This is a genomic window from Streptomyces sp. NPDC005794 (assembly GCF_042871445.1).
Taxonomy (GTDB): domain Bacteria; phylum Actinomycetota; class Actinomycetes; order Streptomycetales; family Streptomycetaceae; genus Streptomyces.
On sequence record NZ_JBIAIN010000004.1, the window covers coordinates 210,025 to 234,540 of the forward strand.

The 24,516-nt window shown below is 71.8% G+C and carries 18 protein-coding genes; 9 read left to right on the forward strand and 9 right to left on the reverse strand.

Translation table 11 applies throughout. From position 1 onward, the window contains the following. Positions 1-49 precede the first annotated feature (49 nt). Positions 50-910 carry a helix-turn-helix transcriptional regulator gene (locus ACFYQ5_RS08070; RefSeq protein ID WP_389194717.1) on the reverse strand — a complete coding sequence of 287 codons (861 nt, stop codon included), beginning with the start codon at positions 908-910 and terminating at the stop codon, positions 50-52. A gap of 86 nt (positions 911-996) precedes the next feature. Here ACFYQ5_RS08070 and ACFYQ5_RS08075 point away from each other — a divergent pair, with 86 nt between their 5' ends. Next, positions 997-1,758: an SDR family oxidoreductase gene (locus ACFYQ5_RS08075; RefSeq protein WP_389194719.1), complete on the forward strand. Its 762-nt coding sequence runs from the start codon at positions 997-999 to the stop codon at positions 1,756-1,758. Between the two features lie 103 nt (positions 1,759-1,861). After that, positions 1,862-2,071, forward strand: coding sequence for a tautomerase family protein (locus tag ACFYQ5_RS08080; protein WP_389194722.1), 210 nt, complete (start codon positions 1,862-1,864; stop codon positions 2,069-2,071). 73 nt (positions 2,072-2,144) lie between these two features. Here the strand turns inward: ACFYQ5_RS08080 and ACFYQ5_RS08085 are convergent, their stop codons facing one another. Next, positions 2,145-2,795, reverse strand: coding sequence for a DsbA family protein (locus ACFYQ5_RS08085; protein ID WP_389194725.1), 651 nt, complete (start codon positions 2,793-2,795; stop codon positions 2,145-2,147). A gap of 133 nt (positions 2,796-2,928) precedes the next feature. On the opposite strand from ACFYQ5_RS08085, the gene pepN (ACFYQ5_RS08090) reads away from it, so the two are divergent. The 4 genes from pepN (ACFYQ5_RS08090) (at position 2,929) to ACFYQ5_RS08105 (ending at position 11,373) form a co-directional block, all read left to right on the forward strand. Beyond that, complete coding sequence (gene pepN, locus ACFYQ5_RS08090; RefSeq protein ID WP_389194728.1) at positions 2,929-5,517, forward strand: aminopeptidase N; 2,589 nt, start codon at positions 2,929-2,931, stop codon at positions 5,515-5,517. 171 nt (positions 5,518-5,688) lie between these two features. Further along, positions 5,689-6,696: a hypothetical protein gene (locus ACFYQ5_RS08095; protein WP_389194731.1), complete on the forward strand. Its 1,008-nt coding sequence runs from the start codon at positions 5,689-5,691 to the stop codon at positions 6,694-6,696. A gap of 144 nt (positions 6,697-6,840) precedes the next feature. After that, positions 6,841-10,149, forward strand: a complete 3,309-nt coding sequence (locus ACFYQ5_RS08100; protein WP_389194733.1) for a S8 family serine peptidase — start codon at positions 6,841-6,843, stop codon at positions 10,147-10,149. Between the two features lie 195 nt (positions 10,150-10,344). Then, complete coding sequence (locus ACFYQ5_RS08105; protein WP_389194736.1) at positions 10,345-11,373, forward strand: aspartate-semialdehyde dehydrogenase; 1,029 nt, start codon at positions 10,345-10,347, stop codon at positions 11,371-11,373. A gap of 75 nt (positions 11,374-11,448) precedes the next feature. Here ACFYQ5_RS08105 and ACFYQ5_RS08110 read toward each other — a convergent pair whose 3' ends face one another. Both ACFYQ5_RS08110 and ACFYQ5_RS08115 read right to left on the reverse strand, forming a co-directional pair. Beyond that, positions 11,449-11,601, reverse strand: a complete 153-nt coding sequence (locus ACFYQ5_RS08110) for a hypothetical protein (protein WP_389194739.1) — start codon at positions 11,599-11,601, stop codon at positions 11,449-11,451. Positions 11,602-11,645: 44 nt separating this feature from the next. Further along, positions 11,646-12,146 carry a DUF1203 domain-containing protein gene (locus ACFYQ5_RS08115; protein ID WP_389194741.1) on the reverse strand — a complete coding sequence of 167 codons (501 nt, stop codon included), beginning with the start codon at positions 12,144-12,146 and terminating at the stop codon, positions 11,646-11,648. Between the two features lie 113 nt (positions 12,147-12,259). Here ACFYQ5_RS08115 and pepN (ACFYQ5_RS08120) point away from each other — a divergent pair, with 113 nt between their 5' ends. Both pepN (ACFYQ5_RS08120) and ACFYQ5_RS08125 read left to right on the forward strand, forming a co-directional pair. Next, positions 12,260-14,836, forward strand: coding sequence for an aminopeptidase N (pepN, locus tag ACFYQ5_RS08120; RefSeq protein ID WP_389194744.1), 2,577 nt, complete (start codon positions 12,260-12,262; stop codon positions 14,834-14,836). 262 nt (positions 14,837-15,098) lie between these two features. After that, positions 15,099-16,280: an MFS transporter gene (locus ACFYQ5_RS08125; protein WP_389195367.1), complete on the forward strand. Its 1,182-nt coding sequence runs from the start codon at positions 15,099-15,101 to the stop codon at positions 16,278-16,280. A gap of 4 nt (positions 16,281-16,284) precedes the next feature. Here the strand turns inward: ACFYQ5_RS08125 and alc are convergent, their stop codons facing one another. The 5 genes from alc to ACFYQ5_RS08150 form a co-directional block, all read right to left on the reverse strand. Beyond that, positions 16,285-17,430, reverse strand: a complete 1,146-nt coding sequence (alc, locus tag ACFYQ5_RS08130) for an allantoicase (protein WP_389194747.1) — start codon at positions 17,428-17,430, stop codon at positions 16,285-16,287. 58 nt (positions 17,431-17,488) lie between these two features. Beyond that, the gene (locus ACFYQ5_RS08135) at positions 17,489-18,412 is read right to left on the reverse strand and encodes a LysR family transcriptional regulator (protein ID WP_389194750.1); all 924 of its coding nucleotides are present in this window, start codon (positions 18,410-18,412) and stop codon (positions 17,489-17,491) included. A 79-nt stretch (positions 18,413-18,491) separates the two neighbouring features. Next, positions 18,492-18,704, reverse strand: a complete 213-nt coding sequence (locus tag ACFYQ5_RS08140) for a hypothetical protein (RefSeq protein WP_389195370.1) — start codon at positions 18,702-18,704, stop codon at positions 18,492-18,494. Between the two features lie 38 nt (positions 18,705-18,742). Next, complete coding sequence (gene malQ / locus ACFYQ5_RS08145; protein WP_389194753.1) at positions 18,743-20,893, reverse strand: 4-alpha-glucanotransferase; 2,151 nt, start codon at positions 20,891-20,893, stop codon at positions 18,743-18,745. Then, the gene (locus ACFYQ5_RS08150) at positions 20,894-21,208 is read right to left on the reverse strand and encodes a hypothetical protein (RefSeq protein WP_389194756.1); all 315 of its coding nucleotides are present in this window, start codon (positions 21,206-21,208) and stop codon (positions 20,894-20,896) included. Between the two features lie 305 nt (positions 21,209-21,513). Between ACFYQ5_RS08150 and ACFYQ5_RS08155 the strand changes: the two genes are divergently transcribed. Beyond that, positions 21,514-24,498: a beta-N-acetylglucosaminidase domain-containing protein gene (locus tag ACFYQ5_RS08155; protein WP_389194759.1), complete on the forward strand. Its 2,985-nt coding sequence runs from the start codon at positions 21,514-21,516 to the stop codon at positions 24,496-24,498. Positions 24,499-24,516: the final 18 nt, after the last annotated feature.

Here is a 24,516-nt window from a genome sequence, read left to right on the forward strand (position 1 = left end):
CCGCGAGGACATGACTCGCGGGGGCTCTCCCCTGCCTGCGCCGGCGGCTTCAGCGTGCCGGTCCGGCCATCTCCTGGGTCCCGATGACGGCGAGCAGGTCAAGAAGAGAGGCACTGTCGGCGCCGACCGCGGGAGTGAACCAGAGCAGCCGCTGCCGTCCGTCCTCGCTGAACAGGTTGAGGCAGTTGACCTCGATCAGGCCGAGTGCGGGGTGCTGGAGACGCTTGCGGTCGTCGCGCCGGAACGCCACGTCGTGGTCGGCCCACAGAGCGGCGAACTCGGAGGAGGTGCCGAGCAGCGAGTCGATCATCGAGCGGGCTTCGGTGTCCTTGGCACTCCGTCTGGCGACAGCGGCCCGCAGGTCGGCGACGAAGGCCCGGGACTGGCCCTCATGGTCGGCTTCGGGATACAGCCGCCGGGAGTCAGGGTCGGTGAACCACCGGTGGACGAAGCTGGCCCGGGGGCCCCGGAGGCCGGAGTGGTCCCCGAGCAGGGCCACGGCGAGCGGGTTCTGCACGAGGGTGACGTGCAGGTCGGTGATGACCTGTGCGGGTGTCGAGGTCAGACGGGTGAGCAGATCGAGCATGCCGGGATGGACGTGCGCGGCGGGCGCGCTGTGCACGGGCACCGGGCGGTCCGCCAGGCGGTAGAGGTAGTCGCGCTCGTCAGCGGTCAGGCGCAGTGCCCTCGACAACGCGGCGATCATCTGCTCGGACGGCTGGGAGCCGGCCCCGCGTTCGAGTTCGTTGTAGTAGTCCACCGATGCCCCGGCAAGCTGGGCGACCTCGTCCCGGCGCAGCCCGGACACCCGGCGCCGGGGCCCGGATGGAAGACCCACGTCGGCCGGACGGATGCGGTCACGCCGCGAACGCAGGAAAGCTCCCAGCTCGGTGTACTTCACAGAACCCATGCCTTCATTGTGCGCCGGGGCGGGCCACCGGCCCAGGGGATGGCGTCCCCTGGCTCCGCCGGCCGGTGCGGCGCATCGTGGAGGGCATGACCACGAACCACCCCGCTCCCACACCGGCGACCGTACGGGTCGCCATCGTCACCGGCGGATCACGCGGCATCGGCCGGGCGGTCTCCCACCAGCTCGCCCGGGACGGCCTGGCCGTCGTGGTGAACTACGCCCGCGACGCGGCTGCCGCCGAGGAGACCGTGTCGGCGATCACCGCCGCCGGCGGGCGGGCGATCCACGTACAGGCCGATGTGGCGGACGAGCACGCGGTCGCCGCGCTGTTCGACCGGGCGGAGCAGGAGTTCGGCGGCGTGGACGTCGTCGTCAACTGCGCCGGCCGGCTCGCCCTGTCACCCATCGCCGACCTCGACCTGGCCGTGCTCGACGCCGTGCACCGCACCAACATCCGCGGCACCTTCGTCGTCGCCCAGCAGGCCGCCAGGCGACTGCGTGCGGGCGGCTCGTTCGTAGGGTTCTCGACCTCCGTGGTCGGCACTCAGTTCCCTGCGTACGGCGCCTACGCGGCCAGCAAGGGAGCCGTCGAGTCGATCACACTGATCCTCGCCCGCGAGCTGCGCGGACGGGACATCACCGTGAACACCGTGGCTCCCGGTCCCACCGCCACGGACCTGTTCCTCGAAGGCAAGACGCCCGAGCAGATCGACCAGCTCGCCAGGACACCGCCGCTGGAGAGACTGGGCACCCCGGAGGACATCGCCGGGGTGGTCGCCTTCCTCACCGGCCCGGCGGGGCGCTGGGTGAACGGCCAGATCCTGCGGGCCAACGGGGGCCTGGTGTGACGACACGGCCGGACGACGCCGGCCTCAGCGGATGAACAGCCCCATGACCATGGCCCTCGGGCTTCCGCCCGGGGAGACGACCCACTCCAGGAGAGAGACGCCCATGCCTTTCGCCCACTTCAAGGTACCCGCGCACACCATCACCGCCGAGGACAAGAAGAAGATCGTCGAGCGCACCACCGACCTGTACGTGGAGATCTTCGGTGAGCGGGCACGTCCCACGACTGTCGTGCTCGTCGACGAAGTCGTCGACGGCGGCTGGGGTGTCGCCGGCGAGGTCCTGACCGCCGCCATGCTCAACGGCGACGCCTGACCCTCACCCGCGATGAGGCCCCTGGTGAGTCACCAGGGGCCTGATCCCAGGGAGCCCGTGCCGGACGGCCGGGTCAGTCGAAGACGGGGCCCTGCGTGCGGGTCCGCTTGATCTCGTAGAAGCCGGGGATCGACGCCACCAGCAGCGTGCCGTCCCAGAGCTTCGCGGCCTCCTCGCCCTTCGGGGCGGGGGTGACGACCGGGCCGAAGAACGCGATCTGCTCGCCGTCGGCGCCGGGCACGGCGATGACCGGGGTGCCGACGTCCTGGCCGACCTTGTCGATGCCCTCCTGGTGGGAGGCGCGCAGCTCCTTGTCGTACGCGTCGGAGTCGGCGTACTCCAGGAGCTCGGCCGGCAGGCCGACGTCCGCCAGGGCGCCCGCGATCGCCTCGCGGGTGGGGCCCTCGCCGTTGTTGTGGATGCGGGTGCCCATGGCGGTGTAAAGGGGACCGACGATGTCGTCGCCGTGCTTCTGCTGGGCGGCGACGACGACGCGGACCGGTGCCCATGCCTGGGTGCGCATCATGTCCTGGTACTCCTCGGGCAGCTCGTCGAGCCTGGGCTCGTTGAGCACGGCCAGGCTCATCACGTGCCAGCGCACCTCGACGTCGCGGACCTTCTCCACCTCCAGCATCCAGCGGGAGGTCATCCAGGCCCAGGGGCAGAGCGGGTCGAACCAGAAATCGGCCGGGACCTTGCCGGCGGCCGTGCTGTTCTCGGACATGTCACTCCTCATGAGGTCGGTCTGCACCTGTGAGCCGGAACACCCTGAGGCCCTCCCGCCATTCCCGCGCACGGGTGCCGATAGCCGCATGGGAGGATCAAAGGTCTTCGATCGAGACACAAAGGAGTGCTCCGTGCCCGGTGAGAACCTGTCCCGCGACGAGGCCCGCGAGCGGGCCGAGCTGCTGACCGTCGACGGTTACGAGGTCGCCCTCGACCTCCGCTCCGCCGTCGGTGAGCCCGACGGGGGCGACGACGCCGGTCCGCGCACCTTCCGCTCGCAGACCACGATCCGCTTCCGCGCCGCCCGCGCCGGGGCCTCGACCTTCGCCGATCTGCTGGCCCCGTCCGTGGACGCGGTGACGCTGAACGGCAAGGACCTGGACCCCGCGTCCGTCTTCGACGGCACCCGGATCGCGCTGGAGGACCTCACCGCCGGCGAGAACGTCCTGGTGGTCGACGCGCAGTGCGCGTACAGCCGGACCGGCGAGGGCATGCACCGCTTCGTCGACCCGGAGGACGGCGAGGTCTACCTCTACACGCAGTACGAGCCGGCCGACGCCCGGCGCGTCTTCGCCAACTTCGAACAGCCCGACCTCAAGGCGCCGTACCGCTTCGAGGTGACGGCTCCCGAGGGCTGGCGGGTCTGGAGCAACGGCGCGGAGGAGTCGCAGGAGGGCGAGGTCCACCGGTTCGCGGAGACCCTGCCGATCTCGACGTACATCACGGCGGTCGTCGCGGGCCCGTACCACTACGTGAGCGACCACTACTCCCGTACGTTCGACGACGGTACGGAGCTGGAGATCCCGCTCGGCGCGATGTGCCGCAAGGGGCTCGCGCGCCACTTCGACGCGGACGACGTCTTCCTGATCACCAAGCAGGGCCTGGACTTCTTCCACGACCACTTCGACTACCCGTACCCCTTCGGGAAGTACGACCAGGCGTTCGTGCCCGAGTACAACCTCGGTGCGATGGAGAACCCGGGCCTCGTCACCTTCCGCGAGGAGTACATCTACCGCGGCAAGGTCACGTCGGCGTCCTACGAGCGCCGCGCCAACGTCATCCTGCACGAGATGGCGCACATGTGGTTCGGCGACCTGGTCACCATGCAGTGGTGGGACGACCTGTGGCTGAAGGAGTCCTTCGCCGACTTCATGGGGACGTTCTCGATGGTGGAGGCGACCCGGTTCACCAACGGCTGGATCACCTTCGCCAACAACCGCAAGGCATGGGCCTACCGCGCCGACCAGCTGCCGTCCACGCACCCGATCACGGCCGACATCCGTGACCTGGAGGACGCCAAGCTGAACTTCGACGGCATCACGTACGCCAAGGGCGCCTCGGTGCTCAAGCAGCTCGTGGCGTACGTGGGACGGGACGCGTTCCTGGAAGGCGCGCGCCGCTACTTCAAGCAGCACGCCTACGGCAACACGCGGCTGGGCGACCTGCTGTCGGTGCTGGCGGAGACGTCCGGGCGCGACATGACGGCCTGGTCGCGCGCATGGCTGCAGACGGCGGGGGTCAACGTCCTGACGCCCGTCGTGACGTACGACGGTGAGGGCCGGATCGCGGAGCTCGCCGTGACCCAGGAGGCCGCCGCCTCCCACCCGGAGCTGCGGCCGCACCGGGTCGCGGTCGGTCTGTACCGGCTCTCCCCGGAAGGTGCGCTGGTGCGGTACGCCCGCGCCGAGACCGATGTCGCCGGGGAGCGCAGCGTGGTCGCGGAGCTGACCGGGTCCGAGAAGCCCGACCTGGTCCTGGTCAACGACGACGACCTCACCTACTGCAAGGTCCGCCTCGACGAGGGGTCCCTGGCCACCCTGCGGGCGCACCTCGGTGACATCACCGACCCCCTGGCCCGGGCGCTCTGCTGGTCCGCGCTGTGGAACATGACCCGGGACGCGGCTCTGCCGGCCCGGGACTTCGTCGCCCTGGTGCTGGCGCACGCCGGCCGGGAGAGCGACATCGGCGTCCTCCAGATGCTGCACGCCTGGGCCCAGTCGGCGCTGGTGCACTACGCGGCTCCGGCCTGGCGCGAGGAGGGCGGCAGGGCACTGGCCGAGGGCGCGGCGGCGGAGTTGCGGCGCGCGGAGCCGGGCAGCCAGCACCAGCTGACGTGGGCCCGGTTCTTCGCCGCTGTCGCGGCGTCGGACGCGGACTTCCAGCTGCTGGGTGAACTGCTCGACGGCTCGGCCGTGATCGACGGCCTGGACGTCGACCAGGAGCTGCGGTGGGCGTTCCTGTCCCCGCTGGCCGCGCACGGCAAGGCCGACGAGGCGGCCGTCGACGCCGAACTCGCCCGGGACGACACGGCGTCGGGCAAGCGGCACCACGTGCGATGTCTGGCCTCCCGCCCTTCGGCGGCGGTCAAGGCGCAGGCATGGGCGGTGGTCGTGGAGTCGGACAAGCTGTCCAACGCGCTCGTCGAGGCGACGATCGCGGGCTTCGGACAGCACTCGCAGCGGGAGCTGCTGGCCCCGTACACGGCCTCGTACTTCGAGGCGATCGAGCGGGTGTGGGCCGAGCGTTCCATCCAGATCGGCATGGACGTGGTCAAGGGCCTGTTCCCCGGGCTGCAGGACGACCCCGCGACCCTCGCCGCGACGGACGCGTGGCTGACCTCGCACCCGGACGCGGCACCGGCGCTCCGGCGGTTGGTCCTGGAGGCGCGGGACGATCTGGCACGCGCGCTGCGGGGTCAGGAGCGCGACGCGGCGGCGTGAGATGCCGGTGTGAGCCCCGTACGCGCGTGCGGGGCTCACGCCGCGCGATCCCAGGCACTACCGCCCTTTTCGACATTCGAACTGTCGCACTTCTGGACGGTGTTGTCCTGGAATGTCGACGAGCGTGTAACACGGGTTAGCGCACAGCGGGACTGCGGGATCCTCCCCGGCATGAACCAGAACACCCCGCTGCCCCCGCGCCCCGTCCACGCGGTGAGCCACCGCGTGCAGTCCGCCGCGCGGTTGCGCGCCCACGGCGTGACCGCCGCGCAGGTCGCCGCCCAGTGCCTCCCCGGCGGCCCCTGGCAGCAGTTGCTTCCCGGTGTGTACCTCCTGCACCCGGGACCGCCCACGCACGACGACCGGGTGCGCGGCGCCCTGCTGTACGCGGGGCGGCCCCCGGCCGGCGCCCGGCGGACCGCGCCGGACCGGTCCGGACCCGACTACGGCGAGGCCATGGTCACGGGGCTGGCGGCCCTGGCCCTGTACGGCTTCGCATCCGCTCCTGCGGCGATCGCGCCGCACCGGATCGACGTGCTGGTCCCGCGCACCAGGCGGCTGCGCTCCACCCGGTTCGTCCAGGTGACCCGGGCCGCCGGTCTGCCCCGGCCGCAGCACCGGCTCGGGGTGCCGCTGGCCCCGGTGGAGCGGGCCCTGGCCGATGCGGTGGGCTCGCTCACGGACGCCTCGGCGGTGCGCCGGATCCTGACGGAGGCGGTGCGCGGCGGGCACTGCGAAGCCGTCCCGGCCGTACGGGAGCTGAACGCCGCCGGACTGCTCGGCCACCTGCATGTGCGGGAAGCGGTCGAGGCGTTGTTCCTCGAGGGCCGCGCGATGGCGGAGACCCTGTTGTACGAGATGGTGAGCACCCACGATCTGCCCCAGCCGTTCTGGAACGTGGAACTGGCCCTGCCGGGCGGCAGCTTCCTGGGAGGGGTGGACGCGTACTGGCCGGACCAGGCGGTCGCACTCGAACTGGCTGTCCGCTCACCCCGGGAGGAGCGCGTCGCCCACTCCGCCGAGCGGGAGCACCTGGAGCGGCTCGGCATCACGGTGGTGCGGGTGACGCCGAAGCAGCTGCGCGACTCGACGGCACAGCTGTCGGTGGTGCTGCGTACGGCGATGATGGCGGCCGAGGACTGCGAACCGGCCGCGTACGTGGTGGTCCTTCCCCGGTGAGTGGCGCAATGCAACCGGTGGCGGATGTACGCCATGTCCGTTTCTCACCCCCGTCAACTCTCCACAAAACCCTGTCTTTTACGAAATGCTGAGCGGTCATCGGGTACCGAATTCCGGACTCTCTCTTTCATTCACCACACAGGGATGCTGATGACCAAGGAATCCCCCAGCTCCATACCCGGGGCGAGACGCGCGGCACGCATCGCGGCCGCAGCCGGTCTGGCGGCCGCGCTGGCCGCCTCCGGCGCCGCCCCGGTCTTCGCGGCAGACGACCCCGCGGTTTCCCCCGTGAAGCCCGCCGCCGCGAGCGCGAAGGGCGACAAGCTGGGCGAGGCCGACGCCGATGTGCTGGCGAAGGCCGAGGCCAAGGGCGAGAAGAACATCACGATGATGGTCGCCACCGCCCCCGGTGCGACCGAGCAGGTCGCCGAACAGCTGGACGCCGTCAAGGGGTCCGTCCTGGGGCAGACGTACGACAAGCTCGGCTACGTCCGGGCGACCGTGCCGACCGCGACCGCCGAGGCCACCATCAAGGCGGCGCAGAAGCTGTCGTCCGTCCACGGCATCGATCTCAAGCAGGAGATCAAGCTGGACGACCCGACGCCTTCGGGCGACCGGGCCACCGGGGCGAAGCAGCAGAAGGCCACGGGCAGTTACCCGGCGCCGGGTAAGAACACCCCTGCGAAGAACCCGTACAACCCGTCCTTCGAGACGGGCGCGGTCGACTTCGTGAAGCAGCACCCGAAGGCCGACGGCCGCGGGATCACCATCGGTGTCCTGGACTCCGGTGTCGACGTCGGCCACCCCGCGCTGCAGAAGACCACCACCGGCGAGCGCAAGATCGTCGACTGGGTGACGGCTACCGACCCCGTCGGCGACGGCGACGGCACCTGGCTGCGGATGGACCAGAAGGTCTCCGGGCCGACGTTCACGAACGGCGGCACGACGTACTCCGCGCCGGAGGGCTCGTACAGCTTCCGGCTCTTCAAGGAGTCCGTCACCCGTGGCGGCGACATGGCGGGCGACCTCAACCGCGACGGTGACACCACCGACCAGTGGGGTGTGCTCTACGACCCGGTCACCGGCACCACCCGCGTCGACCTGGACAACGACGCGGACTTCGGCAACGACGCCGTGCTCAAGCCGTACAAGGACAAGCACCAGGTCTCCTACTTCGGTACGGACGACCCTCGGACCGAGGTCGTCGAGCGCATCCCGTTCGTCGTCGAGACCCGTGAGGACGTCGTCTTCGACGCGGCGGGGAACACAGCCGACTACGTCAACATCGGCGTCATCCAGAGCGAGCACGGCACGCACGTCGCAGGCATCACCGCGGCCAACGGCCTGTTCGGCGGCAAGATGAACGGCGCGGCGCCCGGCGCCAAGGTCGTCTCCTCGCGTGCCTGCACCTGGTCCGGCGGCTGCACCAACATCGCGCTCACCGAGGGCATGATCGACCTCGTGGTGAACCGCGGTGTCGACGTCGTCAACATGTCGATCGGCGGCCTGCCGCCGCTCAACGACGGCAACAACGCCCGCGCCGAGCTCTACAAGCGGCTCATCGACATCTACGGCGTCCAGCTGGTCATCTCGGCCGGCAACGACGGCCCGGGGGTCAACACCATCGGTGACCCGGGCCTCGCGGACCACGTCATCTCGGTCGGCGCGTCCATCTCCAAGGAGACGTGGGCGGCCAACTACGGCTCGAACGTCACCAAGAAGTACGACATGCTGCCCTTCTCCTCGCGCGGTCCGCGTGAGGACGGCGGCTTCGCGCCGATCCTGACGGCCCCCGGCGCGTCCATCAACACCACCCAGACCTGGATCCCCGGCGGTCCGGTCAAGGAGGCGGGCTACTCGCTCCCCGCCGGCTACTCCATGCTGCAGGGCACCTCGATGTCCTCGCCGCAGGCCGCCGGTGCGGCGGCGCTGCTGCTGTCCGCCGCGGAGCAGAAGCACATCGAGCTGCCCCCGGCCGACCTGCGGACCGCGCTGACCAGCACGGCCACCCACATCAAGGACGTGCCCGCGCACGCCCAGGGTGCCGGCCTGATGGACATCGTCGGCGCCTGGAAGCAGATCGAGAAGAAGGGCGCCTCGGCGCACGAGTACACCGTGAAGGCCCCGGTCGACACCGCGATCGACTTCGCGCTGAAGACCCCGGGCTTCGGCACCGGCCTGTACGACCGTGAGGGCGGCCTGAAGACCGGCCAGAAGAAGTCGTACGACGTCACCGTCACCCGCACGACGGGTCCGGACAAGGCCGTCAGCCACAAGCTGTCCTGGAAGAACAACGACGGCACCTTCAAGCTGAGCGGTTCGAGCACCGTCTCGCTGCCGCTCGGCAAGCCGGTGACCGTCAAGGTCGAGGCGAAGGCCCGCACGGCGGGCGTCCACAGCGCGATCCTGGTGGTGGACGACACGAAGACCACCGGCGTGGACCAGCAGATCCTCTCCACCGTGGTCGTCGCCCAGGACCTGGTGAAGCCGGGTTACGCGTTCTCGACGACCGGCTCGGTGCAGCGCAACGGCACCACGTCGTACTTCGTGAACGTGCCGGAAGGCGCGGAGACCCTGGAGGTCGCGCTGAGCGCCCTGCGCTCGGGCAGCCAGACGCGGTTCATCTCCCTGCACCCCTACGGGGTCGCGGTGGAGGACAGCTCCACGATCTACTGCTACCCGAACTACGAGAACCCGGCCAACACCTGCCGCCCGGACACGCGCTCCTACAAGGACCCGCAGCCCGGCGTCTGGGAGATCGAGGTCGAGTCCCGTCGTACGTCGCCGCTGCTGGACAACCCGTACAAGCTGGATGTCTCGCTGCTCGGCGCCACCTTCGACCCGGCGGTGCAGACCATCCCCGAGGCGAAGATCGGCACCCCCGCCACGGTGGACTGGACGGTCACCAACAACGCCGGTGACCTGGAGGGCGCCCTGAAGGGCGGCTCGCTGGGCTCGGCCGACGTCGAGCGTCCGTCGATCTCCACGGGCGGCAAGTACACCAAGACGGTCACCATCGGTGCGGGCGTCGAGAAGCTGGACGTCGCCATCGGCAACACCTCGGACGCCAACGCCGACATCGATCTGCGTGTCCTCAAGGGCTCGACCGAGGTGGGCGCCTCGACGACGGCCGGCTCGGAGGAGACGGTCAGCCTGGTGAACCCGGCGGCCGGCACCTACACCATCGTCATCGAGGGCTACTCGGTCCCGGCCGGGACCACCGAGTACGACTACCGCGACGTGTACTACGCACCGTCGCTGGGTGAGATCAAGGTCGACGAGTCCCAGGCCGTGAACCTGGCCAACGGCGCGTCCGCCCAGGTCGGCGCCGAGATCGTGGTCGCCGGAGCGGCTCCCGAGGGCCGGCAGTTCTTCGGCGAGGTCCAGCTGGTGAACACCCGCGGCACCGCGGCGGGCACCGGCAGCGTCGTGATCGAGAAGGTCGCGCCGTAACCGTGCCGTGACCACCGCGTCCGTGTGATCCGCACGACATGCGCGAACCGTGGGGCGGGTGCTCGCAAGGGCACCCGCCCCACTGCTCCGTGCGCGCCCCGTCCGCCTGCCGGACAATGGATTGGACAAGGAAGCCGTGGACATACGCATCATAGACCGGCAACCGTGCCCGTTCGTACGTGTGAGGGAGTTCCTGTGAAGGTCGGAATCGTCGGCGCCACCGGTCAGGTCGGCACAGTCATGCGCAGGATCCTGGCCGAGCGGAAGTTCCCCGTCGCCGAGCTGCGTCTCTTCGCCTCCGCGCGTTCCGCGGGCTCCACCCTCGCCTACGAGGGCACGGACATCACGGTGGAGGACGCCTCGACGGCGGACTACACCGGGCTGGACATCGTGCTGTTCTCCGCGGGCGGCGCGACCTCGAAGGCGCTGGCCGAGAAGGTCGCCGCCCAGGGTGCCGTCGTGATCGACAACTCCTCCGCCTGGCGCAAGGACCCCGAGGTCCCGCTGGTGGTCTCCGAGGTCAACGCGCACGCGATCAGGAACCGCCCCAAGGGCATCATCGCCAACCCGAACTGCACCACGATGGCCGCCATGCCCGTGCTGCGCCCCCTGCACCAGGAAGCACAGCTCGACGCGCTGACCGTCGCCACCTACCAGGCGGTGTCCGGTTCCGGGGTCGCCGGCGTCGCGGAGCTGCACGGTCAGGCGTCCAAGGTCGTCGCCGAGGCGGACAAGCTGACGCACGACGGCGGCGCGGTCGACTTCCCTGAGCCGAACGTCTACAAGCGCCCGATCGCCTTCAACGTGCTCCCGCTCGCGGGTTCGATCGTCGACGACGGCTCCTTCGAGACGGACGAGGAGCAGAAGCTCCGCAACGAGTCCCGCAAGATCCTGGAGATCCCGGAGCTCAAGGTGTCCGGCACCTGCGTCCGGGTCCCGGTCTTCTCCGGCCACTCCCTCCAGATCAACGCCCGTTTCGCCCGCCCGATCAGCGTCGAGCGCGCCTACGAGCTGCTGAAGGACGCCGAGGGCGTCGAGCTCTCCGAGATCCCGACCCCGCTCCAGGCGGCCGGCAAGGACGCCTCCTACGTGGGCCGTATCCGCGTCGACGAGACCGTCGAGCACGGCCTCGCGCTGTTCGTCTCCAACGACAACCTGCGCAAGGGCGCGGCGCTCAACGCGGTCCAGATCGCGGAGCTGGTGGCGGCGGAGCTGAAGGGCTGACGCCCTCGCCACCCATGCGAAGGGGCGGCCACCGGATCCGGTGGCCGCCCCTTCGCATGGCGCGCCGGACACACCTCACCGCTCCCCGCCGTCTCTCTCCTGCTCGGCCCTCCTCAGCAGTGCGACGGCCACATGGAGCACGGCGGACCGGGATGGCAGCCCCGCCGCGGTGGCGTACGTGTCGAGGAAGTCGATGTCCTCCTGCGGCAGATTCACAGTGATCCTCATTGCACCATCCTGCCGGAGGAGTCCGGATTCCCCGGGCCTCGCTGTCAACCCGGCCGTACCTCGAAGTGGAAGCACCCGTACTCCACGGCCCTGACGTGCACCAGCGCCACCTGCGGGTCGGCGAGCGCCTCCGTGAGTGCCTCGTCGAAGCCCCGCTCCTCCTCGGCCGGGATCTCCAGGAGCCGGCCGCCCACGATGTGCCCCTCCGCGTCGTAGCGCCGGACGGTCCGCAGCGCGCCGGCCCGCGAGAAGGGGTAGCCGGTCCGGTCCGCCGCCGGCCCGTCGCACGCCTCAGCGTGGATGAAGACGGGCCCCTGCTCGTCGTACGCCCCCGGGCGCGCCCAGGTCCGGGCCGCCCAGCGTCGCAGCGGCGCGTACGAGACGAGGGCGATCCCCTCCCCCGGGCGGGCGCCGCGCAGACAGCAGCGCAGGGGTTCACCGCCGTCCATGGCCGCGTACGGCACGCAGGGACGCCCCGCGTCGTCGGCCGTGCGGAGCTCTTCCAGTACGTCCGGCCCGATGGGCCGTGCCTCATGGATGGTCATGCTCCGAGGGTGGCCCGTGCTCCTCTGCCGGTCCGGCGGAAAACGGACATCGCGCTGCACCTCTCCCACGTGGAAGGATGACCAAAAACGTCGCATATCAAGGAGATGACCGCGTGCCTGGCACGAATCTGACCCGCGAAGAGGCACAGGAGCGGGCGCGCCTGCTGACCGTGGACGCGTACGAGATCGATCTCGACCTCTCCGGAGCGCAGGACGGTGGCACCTACCGGTCCGTCACCACCGTGCGCTTCGACTCCGCCGAGGCCGGTGCGGAGACCTTCATCGACCTGGTCGCCCCGGCCGTGCACGACATCGTGCTCAACGGCAAGGACCTGGACATCGCCGCCGTCTTCCGGGACTCCCGGATCGCGCTGAAGCACCTCCGGGCCGGTGCCAACGAGCTGAAGGTCGTCGCCGACTGCTCGTACACGAACACCGGCGAGGGCCTGCACCGCTTCGTCGACCCGGTCGACGAACAGGCCTATCTCTACACCCAGTTCGAGGTGCCGGACGCCCGCCGGGTGTTCGCCAGCTTCGAGCAGCCCGACCTGAAGGCGACCTTCCGGTTCACCGTGAAGGCGCCCTCCGGCTGGACGGTGATCTCCAACTCGCCGACGCCCGAGCCCAAGGACGACGTCTGGTCCTTCGAGCCGACGCCGCGCATCTCCACCTACATCACGGCTCTGATCGCCGGCCCGTACCACGCGGTGCACAGCAGCTACGAGAAGGACGGCCAGTCCGTGCCGCTCGGCATCTACTGCCGGCCGTCGCTCGCCGAGTACCTCGACGCGGACGACATCTTCGCGGTCACGCGGCAGGGCTTCGAGTGGTTCCAGGAGAAGTTCGACTACGCGTACCCCTTCGCCAAGTACGACCAGCTCTTCGTACCGGAGTTCAACGCCGGGGCCATGGAGAACGCCGGCGCGGTCACCATCCGCGACCAGTACGTGTTCCGCTCGAAGGTCACCGACGCCGCCTACGAGACGCGTGCCGAGACCATCCTCCACGAGCTGGCCCACATGTGGTTCGGCGACCTGGTCACCATGGAGTGGTGGAACGACCTCTGGCTGAACGAGTCGTTCGCCACGTACACCTCCATCGCGTGCCAGGCGGACGCCGCGGGCTCGAAGTGGCCGCACTCCTGGACCACGTTCGCCAACTCCATGAAGACGTGGGCGTACCGGCAGGACCAGCTGCCGTCGACGCACCCGATCATGGCGGAGATCCAGGACCTCGACGACGTCCTGGTGAACTTCGACGGGATCACGTACGCGAAGGGCGCCTCGGTCCTGAAGCAGCTCGTGGCGTACGTCGGCAAGGACGCGTTCTTCAAGGGGGTGCAGGCGTACTTCAAGGCGCACGCCTACGGGAACACGCGCCTCTCGGACCTGCTGGGCGCACTGGAGGAGACCTCGGGCCGCGACCTGAAGACCTGGTCGAAGGCGTGGCTGGAGACGGCCGGCATCAACATCCTGCGCCCGGAGATCGAGACCGACGAGAACGGCCACGTCACCGCGTTCACCGTGCTGCAGGAGGCCCCCGCGCTCCCCGCCGGGGCGAAGGGCGAGCCGACGCTGCGCCCGCACCGGATCGCCGTCGGCCTCTACGACCTGGACGAGGCCGGGAAGCTGGTCCGCACGGACCGGATCGAGCTGGACGTCGACGGCGAGCGCACCACCGTGCCGTTCCCGTCCGGCACGGCCCGGCCGGCCGTCGTCCTGCTCAACGACGACGACCTGTCGTACGCGAAGGTCCGCCTCGACGAGGAGTCGCTGCGGGTCGTCACCGCGCACCTGGGCGACTTCGCCGAGTCCCTGCCCCGCGCCCTGAGCTGGGCCTCGGCCTGGGACATGACGCGCGACGGCGAGCTGGCGACGCGCGACTACCTGGCGCTGGTCCTGTCCGGGATCAGCAAGGAGTCGGACATCGGCGTCGTGCAGTCGCTGCACCGGCAGGTGAAGCTGGCCCTGGACCTCTACGCCGCCCCGGAGTGGCGCGAGGCGGGTCTGAACCAGTGGACGGAGGCGACGCTGGCGCATCTCCGCGCTGCGGAGCCGGCCGGTGACCACCAGCTGGCGTGGGCCCGTGCCTTCGCCGCGACGGCGCGCAGCCCCCTCCACCTGGACGTGCTGCAGTCGCTGCTGGACGGCACCCAGGAGATCGAGGGGCTGGCCGTCGACACGGAGCTGCGCTGGGCGTTCGTGCAGCGCCTGGCCGCGACGGGCCTGCTGGACGAGGAGGAGATCGCCGCCGAGTACGAGCGCGACAGGACGGCCGCGGGTGAGCGGCACGCGGCTGCCGCGCGCGCGGCGCAGCCCTCCGAGGAGGCGAAGGCCGAGGCGTGGGCCTCGGTCGTCGAGTCGGACAAGCTGCCGAACTCCCTGCAGGAGTCGGTCATCGGCGGCTTCGTCCAGACCGAGCAGCGTGAGCTGCTGGCCCCGTACACGGAGAAGTACTTCGCGGCGGTCAAGGACGTCTGGGACTCGCGCAGCCACGAGATGGCCCAGCAGATCGCGGTCGGCCTGTACCCGGCCCTCCAGGTCTCGCAGGAGACCCTGGACGCCACGGACGCCTGGCTGGCGTCGGCGCAGCCGAGCGCGGCTCTGCGCCGGCTGATGTCGGAGTCCAGGGCAGGCGTGGAGCGTGCGCTGAAGGCGCAGGCGGCGGACGCTGCGGCGGCCACCGCGTAGCGGACCGGCACACGGACGAGGGGGCGCTCCCGGTGGGGGCGCCCCTTTCTCGTCGGCTGCACGACCGGTTCCTCGCCCACCGGGCGAACGACGCCTTCTCGTTGACGTCGGATTCCTGCCGGACGCGCCCCTCCTGGGCTGCTGAACTCGGAGCTCGAACCGGCAGCTCCAGCGACAGGACGAATCCGTGCCCGTAGTCACCCCGGCCCCGACCGCGCCCGCCCGTTCACCCGTGGTCAGCTGGCTGGGGGTCGTGTCCGTCATGGTGGGCATCTTCTCCCTGGTCACCACCGAGATCCTGCCGATCGGCCTGCTGACGCCCATCGGCGCCACCTTCGGGATCTCGGACGGCGACGCGGGGCTGATGATGACCGTGCCCGGCGTCCTGGCCGCCGTCGCCGCCCCCGTCGTGACCGTCGCGACCCGGCGGATCGACCGGCGGATCATGCTCTGCGCCCTGATGCTCCTGCTGGCGGTGGCGGACTTCCTCGCCGCTGCGGCTCCCTCCTACTGGGTCATGATCTCGTCCCGTGTCCTCGTCGGACTCGCCATCGGCGCCTTCTGGTCCATCGGCGCGGGGATCGCGCCGCGACTGGTGCCCCCGGAGCAGGTCGGCAGGGCGACCGCCGTGATCTTCTCCGCGGTTCCGCTCGGTTCGGTGCTCGGCGTGCCCTTCGGGGTGTTCCTCGGTGACGCCGCCGGGTGGCGCGCCGCGTTCACCGCGATGGGGCTGCTCACGTTGGCCGTGTGCGGGGCTCTGATCGCGCTGATGCCTCCGCTGCCACCGGAGAGCACCACGGGACTCGGTGTCCTGAGCCGTCTGATCGGCACGGCCCGGATCCGGGCCGGACTGCTCGTCACGTTCCTCGTCGTACTCGCGCACTTCGGCGCGTACACCTACGTCACGCCCTTCCTGGAGCAGGAGGCGCACGCGGGCCCGCGCTTCGTCACCGTCGTGTTGCTGGTCTACGGCACGGCTGGTGTCGTCGGCAACTTCGCCGCGGGCGCGCTCGTGCGGCGCTCGTTGCGCGCCACCTTCGGGGTGGCGGCGGGCATGCTCGCGGCCTCGACGCTGCTGTTGCCGGTCGTCGGCACGACCGGGGGCGGCGCGGTGGTCCTGCTGATCGTCTGGGGGCTGGCGTACGGCGCGGTGCCCGTGTGCAGCCAGATGTGGTTCCTGACCTCGGCGCCCCGCACACCCGAGGCGGCCTCCGTGCTGTTCACCTCGTCGTTCCAGGCGACCATCTCGCTCGGTGCGCTGGCGGGCGGGTTCGTGGTGGACGCGGCGTCCCCGGCGGCGGTCATGACACTGGGCGGGGCCACCGCGGCGCTCGCACTGGTGACGCTGGGGGTGATCGGCGGCCCGGACGGCCGTCGCGCCGTTGACCGCCCGGCGGACGGGCACCGGAGCGCAGCCGTCCACCGGGCGGGGACCGGGAGCTGACGGGTTACGCCGCCGACTCGTCGTAGCGGCGGGCCAGTTCGGCCGCACCCGGCTCCGTCAGGGATCCGTGGAGGCGCATCCGGGCCACTCCCCCGTCGGGGTAGGCGTCCAGGCGCACGTGGGTGACCACGGCCTCGGTGTCCAGGACGAAGCGGTGCGGGGTGTCTGGCTGGAGCCGGGTGCGGGGGATGATCTCGAACCATTCGCCCGAGTCGCCGTCGCGGCCGAGGAGGCCGATCCAGCCGGCCGCGTTGCCCTTGAGGCAGGCGGTGTCGATCTCGACCGCGCGCACCGCGCCCTGGGCGGGCAGCCGGAAGCGCACCCAGTCGTTGGTGCCGCGGACCCGGCGGCGGCGGTTCTCCCAGCCGTCGTCCATCGTGCGGGAGGTGCCGGGCAGGATGATCTGGGCCGGCGAGGAGTAGAAGCGGTCCGAGGCGTCCTCGTACATGCCGCCGTTCAGGATCGAGATCAGGTCGATCGTGCCGAGCGCCGCGAGCCAGGCCGGGTCGGGGACGACCTCGCCGTGCACGCGGAGACGGGCGATCCCACCGTCGGGGTGCTGGCAGACGCGCAGGTGGGTGTAGCGGCGGCCGTCCGTGACCTCGAAGCCGTTGGCGGCGTGGCCGCGTACGGGGGTCGGCGGGACGAGTTCCTCCCACGTCACGTCGTCGGCGAGGAGTTCCTCCGGTCCGGGTGCGCCCTCCACCGCTGCCGCCTGGACGGAGACGCGCTGCGGGTAGTTGCCGCGGAAGTGCGCGGTGTCGACGACGATGCCGCGGACGATCCCGGGCGCGCCCAGCCGGACGATCGCCCAGTCGTGATCCTCGGGAGCGGGGAAGGGCTGGTCCGCGTCCACGCCCCGGCGGCGGCGGGTCTCCCAGCCGTCCATGATCTTGCCCTTGTGGCCGAAACGCTGGGGGTCGAAGACGGCGGGCTCGCGGATCAGGAGGTTCTCGCGCTCGGCGAAGAACTCGTCGTTGGCCGCGATCACGCCCGCGCCGAGGCGGCGGTCCGCGAGGTCGGCCAGTTCGGTGAAGGGAAAGGCACCTGCGCGGTAGTCGGCGTAGGGATCCCCGCCGCCGTAGGGGGCCGCGTCATGGGCGTGCGGGTCGGTGGAACGGGGCTCCGTCTGGATCGTGTCGGTCGGCATGGGTCCACTGTCCGCCTCCCCACCGATCAGGTCCATCGAAAGTTTTCGTACGGTTCCTTCAGGTCTGCTTAACGGTTCCGGCTGCCACCTCGCGCAGCGCCGCCAGCACCCGTGCGAGCGCCGGACCGCGTTCCGCGCCCCGCCGTACGGCCGCCACCACATGGCGGTACGGCCGGTCAGTCTCCAGGACCCGCATCACCACGCCGTCGCGCGGCCGGTCGGAGGCGGAGACCATGCGGGGGATCAGGGCGACGCCCATGCCCGCCCGCACCATGGCGAGGATCGCCGTCCAGCCGGAGGCGCTGTGGGCCTGCTCGGGGACGAAACCCGCGGCCTCGCAGGCGGCGGTGGTGATCTCCGACCACGGGCCGGACCCGCCGAAGATCCAGGCTTCCCGGGAGAGGCCGGCCAGCCGCAACGCGGGCGTCGCGGCGAGGCGGTGGCCGGCGGGCAACGCCACGTCCAGCGGGTCGGCCAGGAGCGGCAGCAGGGCGAAGCGGGGGTCCCGGGCCGTCGGGGCGTGCGCCGCCAGGGAGAGCGCCAGGTCCACCTCACCGGCCGTCAGGAGCTCGTACGCCTGGGCCGCCTCCGCCTCCCGTACGCGGATCCGGGGCCCTGGGCGGTCCTCGGCCCCCAGGAGCTGCACGGCCGGTACGACGAGGGCGGGCACGGCGGTCGAGAAGGCGCCGACCCTCACCTCACCCGCCTCGCCCCGCAGATAGCCGGTCAGCTCGGCGTCGGCGCGCTCCAGCTGGGCGAAGACCGCCTCGGCGTGGCGCAGCACGAGATGCGCGGCGTCGGTGAGCCGGACGCGGCGGCCCTGTGCCTCCAGCAGCGGGACGCCGAGCTGCCGGGCGAGGTTGGTCAGCTGCTGCGACACGGCGGACGGGGTCATGAGCAAAGCTTCGGCCGTGGCGGTGACCGTGCCCCGGTCGCGCAGGGTGCGCAGGATGCGGAGCTTCTTGACGTCCCACTCGGTCATGGCCGAAACCTACCGGGCACCCGGACATGCCGGTGCGCCGCGCGGTACGTCGTACCGGCGGCGCACTCCGGTCGGCCGACTAGGCCTGCTTCTTGGACTTGTCGAGGACCATGACGAGTCCCGCGATCACCAGGAACAGGACGATCGGTGCCGCGACGTAGAGGCCGAGGGTCTCCAGCACGTTCAGGCCCGGGCCCGGGTCGTCGCCGTCGTCGCGGGTGAGCGCGAGCGCGGGGGACGACATGAGCAGCATCATCAGCGTCGTACCGGCCGCGACGGCGCCGGCGCGCATAGCGTTCTTCTTGTCCACGGTGCAAACGTAGCGAACGCCTACGAGGGGCGCGCGCCCGGGGGTGCCGTACGGACCTCGGGGCCGCCCCTCAGGACGGCCATCAGCCTGTGCAGCCGGGGTGACGCGGTGATCTCCTCCAGTGTGACGGGGTGACCTTCCGCATCGGCGACGGGCAGGCGCCAGTTGGGGTACTGGTCCCAGGTGCCGGGGAGGTTCTGCGGACGGCGGTCCCCCACGGTGTCCGGGAGCCAGACCCCGGTCATCCGGGCCGGGGTGCGCAGCAGGAACCGGTGGACGGCGCGGACGGCCGCCTCCTCGTCGCCGCCGCCCTCGGGCAGCAGCCGGAGACGGGCCAGGTAGGCCAGCCACTCGGCGGTGTCGGCGGCGTCCTCGGCGAGCTCCTGCTCCAGGCTCCTGCTGAGCAGGCCGAGCCGGTGGCGGAGCGTCACGTGATCGCCCGTCAGCCGGGCGGCGGTGGACGGCAGGTCGTGGGTGGTCGCCGTGGCCACGCAGTCCTGGCGCCACTTCTCGGGGGCGAGCGGGCGCCCGGTGCCGTCCCAGTCGCGCTCGAACCAGAGCACGGAGGTGCCGAGCACCCCGCGCCGGGCGAGCGCCTCGCGTACGCCGGGCTCGACGGTGCCGAGGTCCTCCCCTATGACGACGGCACCGGCCCGGTGCGCCTCCAGGACGAGGACGGCGAGCATCGCCTCGGCGTCCTGGCTGACGTACGCGCCCTCGGTGGGTGGGTGCCCTACGGGAACCCACCAGAGCCGGAAGAGCCCCATGACGTGGTCGATGCGCAGCGCCCCGGCGTGGGCGAGGAGGCCGCGCAGGAGGTCGCGGTAGGGGGCGTAACCGGACGCCGCGAGGGCGTCGGGCCGCCAGGGGGGCAGCCCCCAGTCCTGGCCGTGGGCGTTGAAGGCGTCGGGGGGCGCGCCGACGGACATGCCGTGGGCGAAGGCGTCCTGCTGGGCCCAGGTGTCGGCGCCGTCGGGATGGACGCCGACGGCGAGGTCGTGCACGATCCCGACGGCCATCCCGGACTCCCGGGCGGCGCTCTGGGCGGTGGCCAGCTGGGTGTCCGTGAGCCAGGCCAGCCGGCAGTGGAAGTCGACCCGGTCCAGCAGCGCGGTGCGGGCACGGGCGCTCTCCGGGGAGCGGGGGTCACGCAGTCCTTCGGGCCAGGCGCGCCACAGAGGGCCGTGCACCTCGGCCAGGGCGCACCACAGGGCGTGGTCCTCCAGGGCCTGCCCCTGTTCGGCGAGGAAGTCGCAGTAGGCGGCGCGGCGGCCTGGGGTCAGGGGGACCTCGTGGACGATCTCCAGGGCCTGGTTCTTGAGGTCCCGGACGGCGTCGCGGTCGATCAGCGCGCCCTTGTTCAGCACGGCCTCGCGCAGGGCCGCGGCTTCCTGGCGCAGGTCGTCCAGGGCCGCCCTGCCGGGCTCGGCGACATGGCCGTACTCCGGGATCGACTCGATGTGCAGATGGACGGGGTCGGGGAAGCGGCGCGAGGAGGGGCGGTACGGCGACGGGTCGGCCGGCCTGCCGGGTACGGCGGCGTGCAGCGGGTTGACCTGGACGAAGTCGCTCCCCAGGGTCCGTCCCGCCCAGGCGGCGAGGTCGGCCAGGTCCGCGAGGTCGCCCATGCCCCAGGACCGGGCGGACAGCATCGAGTAGAGCTGGACGAGGAATCCGTGCGTACGGGCGGGCGGCTGGGGCACACGGTCCGGAGCGACGACGAGCGTGACGGTGGCGTGCCGGTGGTCCTGGGTACGGACGGTCAGCCGGTGGACGCCCAGGGGCGGTTCGGTCCACCAGGAGGGCGTCTCCGGTGCGCCCGGCGGGTGCGTGGCCGGGGCGGGCAGCACCCGCATGCGCAGGGGCGAGGGCGCGTCGGAGGTTCCCGGTTCGGGGTCGACCGTCAGGACCGCGCCGGGCGGAAGCGCGCTGAGCGCGGCCGGCAGCGGTTCTCCCGACCAGGCCACCACCGTCGGCGGGAGCAGTCGGGAGGCCGCCGCCGATTCGGCCGCGTCGAGTGATCTCCGTACGTCCGCGGGGGTGGCGGCGTCGACGCCCAGCGCGGCGAGCACGGCCGTGACCGTGTCGTCGGGGACGGACACCGTGACATCCGCGGACGGGGAGAAGGAGGTGGCGACGCCGTGCAGTGCGGCGAGCCGGGACAAGCCCATTCAGACTCCTGGGGACTCCATGCCCCCTGCGGTGCCGGGTGCTGTCGGCTCGCTGGTCAGAGGGGCGACGGTGGCGAGCGGTGGCTCGCTCGTGAGGGGTGTGGCGTCGGCGAGCGGGGGCTCGCTGGTGAGCGGGGCGCTGTCGGTGAAGGCGGGTTCACCGGTCAGGTGGGAGACATCGGCGAGCGGGAGCTCACTGATCATCGGAGGGACGGTGAGGGTCGGGGACTTCTCGCCTGCCAGCGGATCGGGACCCGTGGGGCTCGGTACCTGTTTGGAGAGGGCGGAGAGCAGAAGCTGCGCGGAAGCGGGCACGTTGGCCTCCTGGCCATGGACGACAGGACACAGCAGGCCTACCCAGCGGGCGCGGGAGCAGGCGTGGACGTGACATAGGCGTTATGACAACGAGCCCAACGTGCCGTAGGTCACATTCCGTTCCCCCGTACGCCAGGTATGGGTGACTTTCGGCCACCCGGCGAGTCTCCCCCGGATACCCACACGCCACACCAGCCAACACACCCGGCATATCGGTCAAACCGGCCATGCGCATTGACACCCCGGCGCCCTGGTGGTGGGCTCGGACGTCACTGCCGGGCGGGGATCTTTCGAAGGAGTACGGCGTGCAGCTCGGGCGCAGGAGGCATGCGACAGCCGTCGCCGTGGCTGTGATCGGCGGACTGCTCGGCCCGTTCGCGCCGGCCGCCGTCGCGGCCCCCGTCCCCCCCGCCACGACGGCTGAGGACCGCGCCGATGACGCGCGGCCGCCCGCCGTCTGGCCCCGGCCGCAGTCCGTCAAGGCGTCCGGGCAGTCCGTCGCCCTGGGAACCGAGGTCACCCTCCTCGCCGACGCGAAGGCCGATCCGTACGCCGTGGAGGCGCTGCGGACGCTGCTGCGCGACGCCGGTGTACGCACGGTGCACGACGCCCTGCCCGGCAGGGGCCCGGTGATCCGGCTCGGCGGCGCCGACGCGGACCGGGCGCTGCGGGTGCTGCGCGCCTCCGAGCGCGCCGATCTGCCGTCCGGGGGCTATCGCCTCGCCGTGGGCAGGGCCGAGGACCGGCCCACGGTCGCTCTGGACGGGGTCGGCGAGGACGGCCTGTTCCACGCAGTCCAGACCCTGCGCCAGCTCGAGCGGGACGGCACCGTCGCCGGAGCCGTGGTCCGCGACTGGCCGGGTGCCGCGGTCCGCGGGATGACCGAGGGCTTCTACGGGCAGCCGTGGACCCGCGAGGAGCGGCTCGCCCAGCTCGCGTTCATGGGGCGCACGAAACAGAACCGCTACCTCTACGCGGCCGGCGACGACCCGTACCGGCAGACCCGCTGGCGCGATCCGTACCCCGCCGCCGAGCGCGCCGACTTCCGCGCGCTGGCCGAGAAGGCGCGGGCCGAGCATGTGACGCTCGGCTGGGCCGTCTCGCCCGGGCAGGCGATGTGCATGGCCTCCGACGCGGACGTGCGGGCGCTCACCCGGAAGATCGACGCGATGTGGGCCCTGGGCGTGCGGGCCTTCCAGCTGCAGTTCCAGAACGTCAGCTACAGCGAATGGCACTGCGACCAGGACGCGGAGACGTTCGGCAGCGGGCCCGAGGCGGCGGCCAGGGCGCAGGCGAGGGTCGCGAGCGCGGTCGCCCGGCACCTCGCGGACCGGCACCCGGACGCGGAGCCGCTGTCGGTGATGCCCACCGAGTTCTACCAGGAGGGTGCCACCGACTACCGCACGGCGCTCGCCGCGGAGCTGGACGACCGGGTGGAGGTGGCCTGGACCGGTGTCGGGGTCGTACCCGAAACGATCACCGGACGGGACCTGGCGGGCGCGCGCGACGCCTTCCGCCATCCCCTGGTCACCATGGACAACTACCCGGTCAACGACTACGCGGGGGACCGCATCTTCCTCGGCCCGTACACCGGCCGTGACCCCGCGGTGGCCAGCGGCTCCGCGGCACTGCTGGCCAACGCCATGGAGCAGCCCTCGGCGTCCCGTATCCCGCTGTTCACGGCCGCCGACTTCGCCTGGAACCCGAAGGGGTACCGGCCGCAGGACTCCTGGCAGGCGGCCATGGACGATCTGGCGGGCGGCGACGCCACCGTCCGGGCGGCGCTGGGGGCCCTGGCGGGCAACAGCGCCACCTCGGTGCTGGGCGGCGACGAGTCCGCGTACCTCCGGCCGCTGCTGGAGGCGTTCTGGGCTGCGCGTCGGGCCGCGGACACGGCGGACGACGCGGGCGAGGCGGCACGTGAGCTGCGGGCCGCCTTCGGTGTGATGCGGCAGGCCCAGGAGCGGCTGGCGGCCCCCGTGGGCGGCCGGCTCCAGGACGAGGTGCGGCCGTGGACCGAGCAACTGGCCCGGTACGGCAGGGCGGGCGAACTCGCCGTCGACCTGCTGCGGGCGCAGGAGCGCGGCGACGGGGCGGCCGCCTGGCAGGCCCAGTTGGCGCTCGAGCCGCTGCGCGCGAAGATCCGGGCGAGCACGGCGACGGTCGGCAAGGGCGTCCTGGACCCGTTCCTGGACCGGGTCCTGAAGGAGGCCGAAGCCTGGAACGGCACCGACCGCGACGCGGGAACGGCGAGCCGGGACGCGCAGGGCTACACGCTCCGGCTCGACCGCGCCCGCACGCTGGAGGCCGTCACCACGCTGGCCCGGCCGGACGACGGGGCGCCGGACGCGGTCCTCGAGGTCCATGTCCCGGGCGAGGGCTGGCGCGGCATGGGCTCCCTCTCGGCGTCGGGCTGGACGCAGACCGCGGTGAAGGGCCTGCGCGCGGACGCGCTGCGGGTCACCGTTCCGTCCGCCCGCCCCGTCTTCGTCGGCCCCCTCGCCCCGGGGGTGACGAACACGCCCGGGGCCCCGGAGGTGCGGGCGATCGTCCCGTGGTTCGCGGACGAACCGGCGGCCCGGCTCGCCCTCGTCCGCGACACCACGGACGCCGTGATCGGGGGCGGCACCCAGCGGGTCGAGGCGCGGCTGGCCGGCGGGCGCCCCGGCAAGGTGAAGGGCACGCTCACGGCGAAGGCGCCCAAGGGCGTCGAGGTGAAGGTCCCGAAGCAGACGACGGTGACACGGGGCTCCCGCACCGACATCCCCGTGGACATCACCGTGCCGGCCGGCACCCCGGCCGGCGAGTACGAGGTGCTACTGCGTTTCGAGGGTGAGGAGAGCACTCTGACCGTCCGGGCCTTCCCGCGCACGGAGGGCCCCGATCTGGTGCGTAAGGCCAAGGCGTCCTCGTCCGGCGACGAGACCCCGGACTTCCCGGCGGCGGCAGCCTCCGACGGCGATCCGGAGACCCGCTGGTCCTCACCCGTCGAGGACGGCGCCTGGTGGCAGGCCGAGCTGCCCGGGCCGGTGCGGCTGGGCCAGGTCGTGCTGCGGTGGCAGGACGCCTACGCCTCCCGCTACCGCGTGCAGGTGTCCCCGGACGGCCGCACCTGGCGTACGGCGGCGACCGTGCGGGAAGGCGGCGGCGGGCGCGAGTCGGTCCGGATGGACGCGAAGGACACCCGCTTCATCAGGGTCCAGGGCGACGGCCGGGCCACACAGTACGGCTACTCGCTCTGGTCGGTCGAGGCCTACGCCGTCGCCGGTGAGGACGAGAAGAGTCGCTGACGCGGGCCGCCCACGGAC

Excerpts from the sequence above, each read along its gene's own strand:
- ACFYQ5_RS08070 (WP_389194717.1), bottom strand. The coding sequence starts at position 910 with ATGGGTTCTGTGAAGTACACCGAGCTGGGAGCTTTCCTGCGTTCGCGG.
- ACFYQ5_RS08075 (WP_389194719.1), top strand. The coding sequence starts at position 997 with ATGACCACGAACCACCCCGCTCCCACACCGGCGACCGTACGGGTCGCC.
- ACFYQ5_RS08080 (WP_389194722.1), top strand. The coding sequence starts at position 1,862 with ATGCCTTTCGCCCACTTCAAGGTACCCGCGCACACCATCACCGCCGAG.
- ACFYQ5_RS08085 (WP_389194725.1), bottom strand. The coding sequence starts at position 2,795 with ATGTCCGAGAACAGCACGGCCGCCGGCAAGGTCCCGGCCGATTTCTGG.
- ACFYQ5_RS08095 (WP_389194731.1), top strand. The coding sequence starts at position 5,689 with ATGAACCAGAACACCCCGCTGCCCCCGCGCCCCGTCCACGCGGTGAGC.
- ACFYQ5_RS08100 (WP_389194733.1), top strand. The coding sequence starts at position 6,841 with ATGCTGATGACCAAGGAATCCCCCAGCTCCATACCCGGGGCGAGACGC.
- ACFYQ5_RS08110 (WP_389194739.1), bottom strand. The coding sequence starts at position 11,601 with ATGAGGATCACTGTGAATCTGCCGCAGGAGGACATCGACTTCCTCGAC.
- ACFYQ5_RS08115 (WP_389194741.1), bottom strand. The coding sequence starts at position 12,146 with ATGACCATCCATGAGGCACGGCCCATCGGGCCGGACGTACTGGAAGAG.
- ACFYQ5_RS08125 (WP_389195367.1), top strand. The coding sequence starts at position 15,099 with ATGGTGGGCATCTTCTCCCTGGTCACCACCGAGATCCTGCCGATCGGC.
- alc (WP_389194747.1), bottom strand. The coding sequence starts at position 17,430 with ATGCCGACCGACACGATCCAGACGGAGCCCCGTTCCACCGACCCGCAC.
- ACFYQ5_RS08135 (WP_389194750.1), bottom strand. The coding sequence starts at position 18,412 with ATGACCGAGTGGGACGTCAAGAAGCTCCGCATCCTGCGCACCCTGCGC.
- ACFYQ5_RS08140 (WP_389195370.1), bottom strand. The coding sequence starts at position 18,704 with ATGCGCGCCGGCGCCGTCGCGGCCGGTACGACGCTGATGATGCTGCTC.
- malQ (WP_389194753.1), bottom strand. The coding sequence starts at position 20,893 with ATGGGCTTGTCCCGGCTCGCCGCACTGCACGGCGTCGCCACCTCCTTC.